The organism is Paenibacillus sp. J22FR21, assembly GCF_056269135.1.
Window position 1 is genome coordinate 130,871 of sequence record NZ_JBWDNJ010000010.1, and the last position, 12,363, is coordinate 143,233.

The window sequence follows — 12,363 nt, forward strand, 5'->3', positions numbered from 1 at the left end:
GTTCGGGAGGTAACAATCTTGTTCAAACGTTATATACCTATCCTGATGACCCTGGCTCTCACGGTGTCATCTTTTTTATCGGTTTTTTCGGCTCCGCGGCCGGTTCAGGCGGAAGAGTTGCCTGCGGCTGCATCTGTTTTTGAGGATTTTATTACGCGTGATGGCGATACATTGAAGGACGGCGAGACGACGTTCCGGTTTATTTCGGCCAACGTGCCGACGCTCAGCATGATCGAAGACATTCATTGGCGGGTTCCGACTGCATGGGAGCAGGAGGATGCGTTCCGAGCACTTGTGCAAATGGGCGGGAATGTAACGCGGCCTTATGTACTGTCTGTGAAGAAAGCGGATGACACGACTGAGGAGCGGGCTGTTATGGGACCTGCCACGCCGGGCGGTCCGCTGCAGTTTAACGAAGAGGTGTTCAAGGCGCTGGATAAAATGCTGCAGCTCGCCAATCAGTACGGCGTGCGCATTATTCTTCCTTTCGTCGATCAGTATCAGTGGCAAGGCGGCATAAAGGAGTATGCGGCTTTCCGCGGCAAGAGCGAAGCGGCCTTCTGGAGCGATCCGCAGCTGGTTGCGGATTTCAAGTCGGTCATTGCTTATGTGCTGAACAGAGTGAACAGCTACACAGGTGTAGCTTACAAGGATGATCACGCTATTCTGGGCTGGGAGACAGGTAACGAGCTGGTGCCTTCGACACAAGCATGGACCAGCGATATCGCGGCATATATCAAGAGCCTAGATGCCAAACACTTGGTTATCGACGGAAAATATGGCATTGACGATGCTTCGTTGAACGATCCTAATATCGACATCGTCTCCAATCACTATTACCCGGACCATTACTCCGATTATGGCGCGCAGGCCAATTTGGATATGGGCAAGGCACGCGGCAAGAAAGCATTCATCATTGGCGAGTTCGGCTTCAAGCCGACGGCGCAGGTGGATGAGTTCTTAAGCATCGTGGAGGAAAGCGGTGCAAGCGGCGCCATGATCTGGAGCATGCGCATGCATAACCGCGACGGCGGTTTCTACCCGCATACAGAAAGCGTGAAGGATGGCGTCTTCTACGGCGCATACCGCTGGCCGGGCTTCCCTTCCGGCGATGGTTTCGACGAAACGAATTTGCTTCGGGCACTGAGCAAGCATGCCTATCATATTCGCGGCATTAACGAGATCCCTCCGCTGCCGATTCCGGATACGCCGCAGCTGCTGCCGATCGATGAGGTGTCCACGATCTCATGGCTCGGATCTGTCGGTGCCAGCTCGTATACCGTTGAACGTTCGGATGTGGATGCGGGTTCGGTGGATGGATCTTGGAGCGTTGTCGGGAATGGTGTTTCCGATGCGGTCGAGGGAGAGACACAGCTGTTCCATGATACGTCAGCCGTAAGCGGCACGTCGTATTACTACCGATTGAAAGCGAATAACGCGTCCGGCTCATCCGATTATTCGGCTGTGGTAGGACCGGTTGCCGCTAAGCATGTCATCAAGGACGTCATGCGTAATTTCTCGCATCTGTATGATTACTCGACCGACTTGGAATTCGAAGCGAAGAATCCCGTTCGATTCGGCGGCGACCCTTCACGGTTCAAGCAGCTGGAAACCTCGCAGGAGCAATATATTGTGTATGCGCTGCCGACATCTGCTTCAGGAGTAACGGGGCTGCAGGTTGAGGCGACTGCCTACATCGACCCTGAGAAGCTGGCTTCTGCGGCTTACAGTATCTTCACCTCCGCAGATGGCGAGTCTTATGAGGCGCTTGATGCTGCAGCGGTTGATAATGGCGGCCCGTGGCATCAAGTACAGTATTCGGGCAGCCTGCCCGCGGCGGCCAAGTTTGTGAAGCTCGTATTCCCAAGCGACTACAGCGCCTCTCAGCTTGGAGAAGTAGAAATTGAGTACAGCACGGACGGCAGCGCGCTGACCTTCCCGGATTCTATTCAACGTCCGGAGTTGGCTAACGGCGTGCTGATCGATGATATGAACAATTTTGTCAAAATGAATGACCGCAGCATCAACCTTAGCTTCAGCACCGACAACCCGGATGCGTATTTTGGCGGCGATAACAAACGACTTACCCGTAGCTCCGATACGGAAGAGTTCTTCCAGTACAAGACGAGCGGCGACATGAATTACTTTAAGCTGCTTACGTATGCAAGGCAGGATCCAAGTGCCTATCTCGTGGGGGATTTCAAATTCTTCACGTCTGCTGACGGCGTCAGCTTCACGGAGTACGGCACGGCCGTGAAAGCCAGCAAAGGCGGGGACGGCTGGTGGACGCGCACTGAGTATACGGCGTATAAGCTGCCTGCGGGAACGCGATATCTGAAGGTTCAATTCCCGTTAAGCCAAGCGGATCAGACCTGGAACCCGCAAGTGAGCAGAATTGCAATCGGCGTAGGCGACGAGCAGCTTGAAGCACCGCCTGAGCTGTCGAAGAGCCAGCTGATTGACGGCTTTGACGGCTATAGTGGCTCGAGTACTGCACTTCGCAGTGCCTATGCGGTGAACGAGTCCGGTTCGCCGATTACGCTAACGCTGGATGGATCGCATAAGAACGAGGGCGATTACGGCTTGAAGCTGGAGACCTCGATGAGCCAGGGCTGGGGCGGCCTCGAGATGGCGCTGGACAACGCCGACTGGTCCGGTAACAGCGGCATGCAATTCTGGGTTCAGCCCGGCGGAGTCGATATGGGCGTTACGCTGCAATTAACGGAGGGCCTTGATACGGCAGGCGAGGTGTGGAAGACGGACCTGCGGATCTCCGGTACAGACCCGGTTCTCGTGCAGGTCCCGTTCAGCAAGTTCTACATTCCGCAGTGGTGGAAGGATAGTCATGCATCACAAGGCAATGGCGTGATTGATGCCGGTAAAGTAGCCTCCTTTGGGCTTTACGTAGACGGTGCACCGGCGGAGTATGTGGTTTATTTTGACAGCATTAAATTGTACCGGCTTCCGACCATTGATACCTTCGAATCGTATGAAGGCGATGATTCTCGTCTTCAAGCAGCCTATGCGCCGAATTCCGGCGGGGATCCTCTTACTCTGTCGCTCTCTTCGGATGTGAAGGCTGGCGGCGATTATGGACTGAAGCTGGTTTATGCCCTTACCGATGCGAAGGGGTATGCAGGCATCTCGAAGAATATGGACGGCATCGATTGGAGCGGTAACAATGGCATCGAGCTGTGGTATAAGCCGGACGGCCAGAACCGCGGGATTACCGTACAGTTTAAAGAAACAAGCGGCGAGTATTGGGAAGCGAAACTGCGCGTGTCCGGCGATGAGGCAAGACTCGTGCAAATTCCGTTCCATGCCTTTGCCAGACCCGGTTGGAATGCGCCTGTTAATGGCGTGATCGACTTGGGTTCCATTGCAGAATTCTCTCTTTATGTGGAGAAAGGCGGAAGTGGCGCGGGTGAAGGAACGCTGTATTTCGATTCCATTCAAGTGGCTAAAGTCGGTCATATGGATGGCTTTGAATATTACCAGGGCTCGGATAGTCTGACATCTGCCGCTTATGTGAGTAAAAGCGACGGCGATGAGATCGTTGTAAGTTTGGATACGGCGCATAAGTCTGAAGGGGAATACGGCCTTAAGCTGGCCTACACGCTGACAGATGAGAAAGGTTATGCCGGCGTGACCAAATTGCTTGGCGGCATGAATCTGACATCCGGCGGCAACGCCCTTTCCCTGTGGCTCCAATCGGATGGCTCGCAGAACGGTGTCACGCTGCAGTTGAAGGATGCAGATGGCGACTATTGGGAAGCGCAGCTTACGCCTGCCGGAACGGAAGGCGCCGTATATGAAGTGCCGTTAAGCGGCTTCGCACGTAATCCGTGGTCGAGCGGAGATGGATTGCTCTCCTTGTCGGCATTGACGGAATACTCGATCTTCGTCAATAAGGGTGCGGGCTCGGCAGGCAGTCATGTGCTCTATGTCGATGATCTGAAGCTTGGCAATGTGCCGATTATCGACAACTTTGACTATTATGGCGGAGGCGAGCTCATTGCGCAGAAAGCCTACACGAGCAATACGTGGGGTGGACCTGTTACACTGACGCCGGACAGCGAACATAAGGAAGCCGGCAAATACGGCCTTCGTTATACGTACACGCTGACGGAAGCTACGAACTTCGCAGGTATGACCAAGAACCTGAGTGGCATGTCATGGGCAGGCTATGATGGTGTCTCCTTCTGGCTGACACCGGATGGATCGGGCCGCAAGCTAACCATTCAATTTATTGAACCGGACGGCGAAGCGTGGGAGGCTTACCGCGTTCTATCCGGCACGGAGGCAGGTGTCCTGAAACTTCCGTTCTCCGAATTCCGGCATGCACCATGGAATACCAAGGGCAATGGCATTATTGATCTTGGTTCACTCGCAGAGTTCTCGCTGTACATTAATCAAGGGGATGGACCGGTAGGCGATGGTACGCTTTATGTGGATTCGATTGGCGTCTATCAAGGCGCGGTGGATCCTGAAGATCCGGATGACGGTGATGGGAGCGGATCGGGTTACGTTTATGTACCGGACCAGCTGCTGCAGAACCAGCAGAATATCAGTGAGGCTGATGTGAAGAGCGGCATCAAGGATGGCAAGGTTTCGGTTACGCTGCAAGGCGGTAAGAATGAATTGCTTATCCCAGCGGCCCTGGCGAGTACTATTGGGGACAACATCCTTGTTGTAGACGCTCAAGGAGTGAAGGCGGAAATCGCTCCGGAAGTGCTGCAAGCATTACTTGCGCTGGTTGAACCGAACGTACGGGGAGATGCGAAGATATCTCTTCAACTGGCTGCTAAGGAGAATCAGGGTACGGGAGAGGGAGCTCCCCTGCAAGCAGGGTACCAGCTAGAAGGTAAAGTCTATCAACTGGAGCTTGCTATCGTAACGAAGGACGGGAAGCAGCATAAGCTGACGAAGTTTGAGAAGCCTGTTATACTTACCATCCCGTTTGACGTTGGAGCAGCCGGACATCCGGAGCTCATGGGAATTTACTACTACAACCCTATATCTGGCGCTTGGGAGTATGTAGGCGGACAGGTCGATGAGCGAGCAGGCAGTATCTCTGCACCGCTCACTCATTTCAGCACTTATGCGGTTATGACGTATAAGAAGACGTTTAAAGATTTACCTTCAACACACTGGGCTTTTGCAGCAGTTACAGAGGCTGCGGCACATCATCTTGTGAAAGGTGTAAGCGACGACAGCTTCGTACCGACGCAAGCGATCAGCCGTGCGGAATTCGTTCAGCTGATGGTGAATGCTCTGCAGCTTTCGGCAGGTGAAGATGCGAAACAGGTCTTCACAGATGTTGCTGCAGATAGCTGGTATGCGGATGCTGTAAAGGCTGCCTACGAGCATGGATTGATTCAAGGCAGAAGCGCCGCATTGTTTGCTCCACTAGCGACAATCAGCCGTCAGGAAATGGCGGTTCTGATGAACCGAATGCTGGCTTTCGGCGGTAAGAAACAAGCTGCTGGCACGCCTTCGGCAGCCGAAGCACAGCCATTCACGGACGTGGAGCAAATTGCTTCGTGGGCGAAGGAAGACGTGAATCAAGCTGTAGCTTCCGGCCTGATGCAAGGAACCGGAGCTCAGCAATTCTCACCGCTTAGCACCGCAACTCGCGCAGAAGCCGTGCAGGCGATTATCAATTTCATGCATCGCCATTAAATTAAGAAGGCCGGCTGCGAGATGCAGCCGGCCTCTTTACTATATTGCCGTGACTACGCGTAAATGTACTCTAGTAATGCCGTGAGAATAGCTGCCTAATTATTCTAACGAACCATAGAGGCGCTAGTGATGCGAAAATAGCTGCCTATTATTTCTAACGAACCGTAGGGGTCTTAATTTGGCAAACCGGCTCCAAATCACAACTAAATCGTGAAATAAGGCCTTCGCGGTTCGTTAGCGTTTTTTGGAGCTATTATGAGGCAAATAAGACCTCCATGGTTCGTTAGCGTTTCCCGCTTCCTCTGAGGGGTTCGTTAGATTTTGAAAAATTTATATTGGCACCAATAATAAGCCTATTCGGTTTCAGTTCGTTTACGCGAAAATCCTGTTCGGCGATTGCTGGGCTGGCAACGGGAAACAGGCATGGATTCACAAAAAAGCGGTACGGCCAAGGGCTAGAACAAGCCCCGAACCGTACCGCTTCTTAATATGTTTAAACTTTGAAGAAATTGATGTTCTTGTTGAGTTCTTCCGACAGATGCGCAAGCGTCTGCGACGAGCTTGCTGTTTCTTCGGCTGCCGCAGCGGATTCTTCGCTTGCTGCTGCAATGGTTTCTACTGCGCGCATGACTTCTTCGGACTGCGCGGCTTGCTCTTCGCTTGCTGCTGCAATTTCAGTCACTTGGTCGGCAGTTTCGCTTACCATGCGTACGATGCTCTCGAAGGTTTGTCCGGTTTTGGAGGTTTGCAGGGTTGCATGCTCCATAGCTCTTAAGCTTTGATCGGTATTATGCTGCATGCCTTTGATGATCTCGGCAATTTGCTGTGTAGCTTCGCTGCTGCGCTCTGCCAGCTTGCGAACTTCATCGGCTACAACGGCAAACCCGCGTCCTTGGTCACCGGCACGTGCCGCTTCAATGGCTGCATTAAGGGCAAGCAAATTCGTTTGTTCGGAAATTTCGTCGATAACCTGAATAATTTGACCAATCTTCTGTGAGTCTTTCTCCAGCAATTGCATTTGAGAGGAGAGCTTCTCCATACTTTGCACCGATGCACTAACCGTATCGCTGCCATCCTCTGCACCGCGTTTTGTTTTATCCGACAGCTCGGCTACAACAGAGGCTTTATTCGCAACATCGTTAACGGCAATCGACATTTCACGTACAAGCTCGCTAATCACCTGAGCTGATTCTGCTTGCTCGGTGCTTCCTTTAGCTATCTCTTCCGTCGTAGCGGAGATTTCCTCGGATGCCGCGGCAACACTCTGTGCTGAAGTTACGGTGTGGCTGATAAGCTTGCGCAAATTATCCATCATATCGTTGAACGCAGTGGCAAGCGTGCCCAGCTCGTCCTTGCTCTTCGATACAGCTTGATCACGCAAATCTCCTTTCGCCGCTTTGGTCGCTACGTTCAGAATGGAGCGGATTGACTTCACCATCGACTCGGAAATCAGAAGTGCAAGCCCAATACCGACAGCTATGGCGAAAATACCAAAGCCAATGATCAGTGATTTGCCGACTTTATTCGTTTGCGCAGCACCGTCTACTTCCGCTTTAACGCCGTCATTATTGAACACAATCCAGCGGTTGAAGTCATCTTGTACCTTTTTACGCTGTGAAGACAAATCATTGAGAAGTGCATACCCTTGTTCAGGTTTATTTTCTTTTCTCGCTTGGATAACAGGAGCTAGCCCTTCTGAGTAAGCTTGCATATTAGCAAGAAGTGAATTGAAAATTTCCGTTTCCTCATCGGAGATAAGAAGATGCTCATACGCCTTAAGTTCTTGTAATGCTTTGCCCATGCTTTCGTTAATCGTTTGTTCAATAATCGCGATTTGGGCTGGATCGCTTTCCAAGTTGATTTTATTGACATTAACGCGTGCTTCCATGAAGTCATCCTTAATGACTCCGATATTATTTAAACTCGGCAACCAGTTGGTTTGAACGATGGAACTGGATTTCTGAAGCGATCCCATTTGTACAATAGCAAGTACCCCGATCCCGGTCAACAGTGCAAGAATGGCAAGAAAGCTAGACATTAGTTTTACGCGTATGGACAATTTCACATGGTTCACTCCTGTTTCATAGGATTAGGTTCTTCTTTGATACTAAAGATACATGGAAAGTGTTAAAACAAATGGGTAAAAACTATTTGATTTCTGTATGGAATTGGGTAGAAGCAGGTTCTTTTTACGTCCAAATGCTAGAAAAGTGCGAGGTAAAGTCGGACGGAGGAATATGGCTTGCTTGAAGGATAAACATAGGCTCGAATGCCCTCTTTCTGAAGCGAATCCAGTGCAGTTTCTATGAAAATGCACCTTATAGTAGAAGGGGAAATACGAACTGCAGGCATCTTCGAGATTAGTAATAATAGATTAAAAATTATAATTGACAATGAGAATCATTATCGACTATTATTGTTTGTGTTGATTGAGAGTGATTATCATTATTAATTATCGGGAGAGTGGTCATGTTGTTTTCCAAAGTTTTAACTCGTTCATTATTAGCTACATCGGTGCTTGCAGCTCCTTTAGCTGCAGGGTCAGGTCAAGCAGCACAAGCAGCACAAGCAGCAAGTTCATCTATCAACGTTACTCTTGATGGGAAATCCGTTTCGCTCGATGCCGCTCCTAAAGTGATTAACGGCAGAACGCTTGTACCATACAGCAGCCTCGTTAATGCGCTTGGCGGTCGTGCAACATGGGATGCGAAGAATAAAGCAGTTTCCGCTGTACAAGGCGGCGTTACGGTTAAACTGACAGTTGGTTCTACCTCTGCATACATAAACGGTGACTTTAAAGCGCTGGAGTCGGCACCTGTGATTTCAGACGGTAAAACTTATGTTCCGCTTCGCCTGATCTCTGAGGCATTCGGCAAATGGGTTACATACAATAAGAACTTCAATTCCGTTGCGATCAACAGCACGATGACAGTGACGACAAGCACAGGTACGTTTACCCTGAAGAAGAAACCAAGCCGCATCGTAACGCTGTCTTCCTCCGATACCGAAATCATTTATGCGCTTGGCAGCAAAGTTGTCGGCCGTTCCACTGCAATCGGCAAAGTATTCCCTTCTGAAGCGACGTCCGTTCCGGAAGTGGGAAGCTCTCACGGTCTTAATTTCGAGATACTGGCGACATTGAAACCGGATCTCGTCATTGCAAGCCCTGCACTGAAGACACAACAAGCGACGATTGAGAAGCTTGGCGCACAAGTGATGTTCAACTCGCACAACTCCTTTACCGAAATTCAAGCTTCGATTAAACTCTATGGCCGCATTCTTGGTCAAGAAACGAAAGCCGCACAGTTGATTGCGAAGATGAACAGCGATGTTGCAGGTTTGAAGAAACCGGCTACAGCTCCGAAAACACTGATCGTTTACGGCGCACCGGGAAGTTTCGTTATTGCGCTTCCTACAAGCTACCCTGGCAACTTCTTGGAGCTTGCAGGTGGTAAGAACGTGGCTTCTTCGTTCAAAGGAATGGATGGCATGCCGCAATACGCGGAGCTGAGCCTTGAGCGGATCGTAGCTGCGAATCCGGACATTATTCTATTCATTACGCATGGCGATGCTGCAGATGTCAAAGCAAGCTTCAAGAAAGAATTCGAATCCAATGCGGCTTGGAAGAGCTTGCCTGCCGTGAAGAATGACAAGTTTGAAGTGCTGCCATCTGATCTGTTCGCGGCAAACCCAGGCATCAGAGCGCCGCAAGCGATCGAAACCATCAACAAATTGCTTCTAACGGTGGATTAATCCGATGGCGACAATCGTAACCGGACAAAGAGCGCAAGAGGTGCGGACCTCGAGAAGTATTCGCAGAGGCAGTGTACTAATTATTAGTCTTGTCCTGCTGCTGCTTGCAGGGTTGTATGGCTTGATGTCAGGCTCAATTCCGATTCCGGCGCGCGAGGTGTGGAGCTCATTGCTTCACGCCTCCGACTCGGAATCGAGACAAATTGTTTGGAATCTCAGGCTTCCGCGTGTATTGACCGGCATGCTGGCAGGCATCTGCCTGGCGATCTCAGGCACCTTCTTGCAAGGTGTATTCCGTAATCCGCTTGCTGATCCCGGCATTATCGGCGTTTCCTCCGGCGGCGGGCTTGCGGCTGTTGTTATTATGATTTTGTTCCCCGAGAAGATCGCCTATTTGCCCATTGCGGCTTTCCTTGGTGCACTTGCTGCAGCAGCGGTTGTGTATGCCCTCTCGTGGAAAGGCGGCGCTTCTCCGCTTCGATTGATTTTGGCTGGAGTTGCGGTCAATTCGCTGCTCGGCGCGGCGATGACGGCGCTGATGATTTTGAATAGTGAGAAGGTTCAATCCGTTCTGCCATGGATGTCGGGCAGCTTGAACGGACGGAGCTGGCCGCACTTTCAAACGCTGCTGCCCTATGCCGTTATTGGCATCATCGCTTCGATCTTCTTGATTAAGACAGCTAACCTGCTCGTCCTTGGTGACGATGCCGCTAAGCTGCTTGGAAGCCGAGTGGAAATCGGAAGATTGCTTATTATTTTGCTATCTACCTTCCTGGCAGGCGCTTCGATCAGCATCGTTGGGATGGTCGGCTTCGTCGGTCTTGTTGTCCCGCATATCGTCCGGCTGTTAGTCGGCAATGATTATCGAATTCTGCTGCCTATTTCAGCAATGGGCGGGGGAACGTTAGTCATGGCCGCGGATACCGCTGCACGAAGCTGGTTTGATCCGATTGAGTTCCCAGTAGGTATTTTACTTGCGCTTCTCGGTGCGCCTTTCTTCCTCTATTTGCTTAGGAAAGGGGTCAAACGATGAATCCTGCAATAGCTGCCGATCAATTAAAGTATGGCTATGAGCGTTCTGCTCCGATCGTGAACGGCTTCAATCTTAAAGTCGCTGCCGGTGAATGGCTCGGTATCGTCGGTCCTAACGGCTCGGGCAAATCGACTGTTCTGCGCATGCTGGCAAGACTTGCTGCTCCTCAATCAGGTAAGATTGAACTGGAGGGCCGGGATCTTGCAGGCATGGATAACAAATCCGTTGCGAGAACGATGACGATGCTTGCGCAAACTCAGGAAGCTGCCTTAGATATTACGGTGCGTGACTTGGTTCGCAGAGGGCGTAATCCTCATTTGAAATGGTATGAAGAATGCAGAGGCTCACATGAGGAAGTGGTCGATTGGGCACTGCAGGTTACCAGCATGACGAGGCTGCAGCATCGTTCCCTGTTGGAATTATCAGGCGGAGAGCGTCAGCGTGCATGGCTTGCCATGTGTATGGCACAGACGCCGCGGGTGCTGCTGTTGGATGAACCGACGACGTATTTGGATATCGCGCATCAATTGGAATTGATGGAGCTGATCCGCAGCTTGAATCAGGATCAAGGCATCACGGTTGTGATGGTCCTGCATGATTTGAATCAAGCGGCTCGTTTCTGCGACCGGATTGTGGCGATGAAGAGCGGGTCGATCGTGAAGCAAGGGACGCCTGGCGAAGTATTCCGCGTGGAGTTCTTCCGCGAAGTGTTCGGCATCGAAGCAAAAGTTTATTACGATGATGGTGTTCCGGTTTATTTGCCAAGCGGTATTGTAAACAAACAGCCTCATGAAGCGACAGCATAAATTAGAGTTATAATGAGGAGGAGATTCGATTGGCTAAAGCAGCATTGAGCACCGAATTGGTACGGGAATTCGTAGGCGCAGCACACGCGGATTTGAATAAGGTTCAAACCCTGCTTGCGCAAGAGCCTGCTTTATTGCACGCATCCATGAACTGGGGCGGCGATGACTGGGAGACAGCGCTCGGAGCGGCATCTCATGTTGGACGCCGTGACATTGCAGAGTGGCTGTTGTCCAAAGGTGCACGAATTGACTTATTTGCTGCCGCTATGCTTGGTGACCTGGAAGTGATCCAATCGACACTTACCCGGTATCCGGAATCGATTCATGCGCGTGGACCGCACGGCATAACGCTGCTGCAGCATGCGATGATCGGCGGCGAGCAAGCGAAAGAGGTTGTCTCGTATTTGAAGTCGCTCTTGAATATCGATGAGAAGGGGACTAAGACGATGATTGTAGTAGAAAATCGAATTGAGGTTCGTGCCGGCTTTGCAGAGGCGGTATTGGAACGCTTCAAGACGCCTAAGAGCGTACATACATTCCCTGGATTTGTCCGGATGGATGTTCTGCATGCGGTCGTTTCGGAAGAAACAGAAGAGATTCGTGTATGCACAACTTGGGAGAAGGAAGAAGATTTCCAAGCTTGGGCGAACAGCGATTCTTTCCGTCATGCACATACACGCCGCGAGGGAGCGCAAGGTTCCCCTCATGGTCAAGGACAAGGACAAGGACAAGGACAAGGACACGGCGGTCAAGCACATGGTCACGGTCAAGCGCATGGTCAGGGTCAAGCGCATGGTCAAGGCCACGGCCAGCCGGCTGCGGAAGCAACAGCAGGTCCAATCGTCGGCAACAAAGTGACCATCTATCAAGTCGTGGTCTCGCATTTGCCAGAGTCCGCGCCGGTTGAGTCCGCCGCTAACTAATGTGAAGATCCAGAGAAGAAGCCTCCATTATGGGGGCTTCTTTTTTGTCGAGAACCTGCCGAGAACCCCACCGAGAACCCCACTACCGAGAACCCTATTGAGCCCTCATCGAGCCACTACCGAGAAACCCATCGAGCCACTACCGAGCCCACTACCGAGAACCCCA

At 51.3% G+C, this 12,363-nt stretch carries 6 protein-coding genes and 1 pseudogene; 6 read left to right on the top strand and 1 reads right to left on the bottom strand.

Going from position 1 to position 12,363, the window contains the following annotated elements; genetic code table 11:
- The first annotated feature begins 18 nt into the window (after window positions 1-18).
- Window positions 19-5,682, top strand: a complete 5,664-nt coding sequence (locus tag AC0YNS_RS27510; RefSeq protein ID WP_475784131.1) for a carbohydrate binding domain-containing protein — start codon at window positions 19-21, stop codon at window positions 5,680-5,682.
- Between the two features lie 493 nt (window positions 5,683-6,175).
- Here AC0YNS_RS27510 and AC0YNS_RS27515 read toward each other — a convergent pair whose 3' ends face one another.
- Window positions 6,176-7,747 (bottom strand): methyl-accepting chemotaxis protein, encoded by a 1,572-nt coding sequence (locus AC0YNS_RS27515; RefSeq protein WP_475784132.1) that lies wholly within the window; start codon window positions 7,745-7,747, stop codon window positions 6,176-6,178.
- A 404-nt stretch (window positions 7,748-8,151) separates the two neighbouring features.
- On the opposite strand from AC0YNS_RS27515, the gene AC0YNS_RS27520 reads away from it, so the two are divergent.
- The 5 genes and pseudogenes from AC0YNS_RS27520 to AC0YNS_RS27540 all read left to right on the top strand — a co-directional run bounded on the left by AC0YNS_RS27520 (window position 8,152) and on the right by AC0YNS_RS27540 (window position 12,197).
- Complete coding sequence (locus AC0YNS_RS27520; protein WP_475784133.1) at window positions 8,152-9,435, top strand: ABC transporter substrate-binding protein; 1,284 nt, start codon at window positions 8,152-8,154, stop codon at window positions 9,433-9,435.
- Between the two features lie 4 nt (window positions 9,436-9,439).
- Entirely contained in the window at window positions 9,440-10,468 is a 1,029-nt protein-coding gene (locus AC0YNS_RS27525) for a FecCD family ABC transporter permease (protein ID WP_475784134.1), read from the top strand.
- Complete coding sequence (locus AC0YNS_RS27530) at window positions 10,465-11,274, top strand: ABC transporter ATP-binding protein (RefSeq protein ID WP_475784135.1); 810 nt, start codon at window positions 10,465-10,467, stop codon at window positions 11,272-11,274. The genes AC0YNS_RS27525 and AC0YNS_RS27530 overlap by 4 nt, the downstream gene beginning before the upstream one ends.
- A gap of 29 nt (window positions 11,275-11,303) precedes the next feature.
- Window positions 11,304-11,690, top strand: a pseudogene (locus AC0YNS_RS27535) (ankyrin repeat domain-containing protein); the annotation flags it as partial.
- 30 nt (window positions 11,691-11,720) lie between these two features.
- On the top strand, window positions 11,721-12,197 hold the full coding sequence (locus AC0YNS_RS27540) for an antibiotic biosynthesis monooxygenase (RefSeq protein WP_475784187.1): 477 nt from the start codon (window positions 11,721-11,723) through the stop codon (window positions 12,195-12,197).
- The last annotated feature ends 166 nt before the right edge of the window (window positions 12,198-12,363 follow it).

Coding starts and splice junctions, on each gene's coding strand:
- AC0YNS_RS27525 (WP_475784134.1), top strand. CDS start 9,440: ATGGCGACAATCGTAACCGGACAAAGAGCGCAAGAGGTGCGGACCTCG.
- AC0YNS_RS27540 (WP_475784187.1), top strand. CDS start 11,721: ATGATTGTAGTAGAAAATCGAATTGAGGTTCGTGCCGGCTTTGCAGAG.
- AC0YNS_RS27520 (WP_475784133.1), top strand. CDS start 8,152: ATGTTGTTTTCCAAAGTTTTAACTCGTTCATTATTAGCTACATCGGTG.
- AC0YNS_RS27530 (WP_475784135.1), top strand. CDS start 10,465: ATGAATCCTGCAATAGCTGCCGATCAATTAAAGTATGGCTATGAGCGT.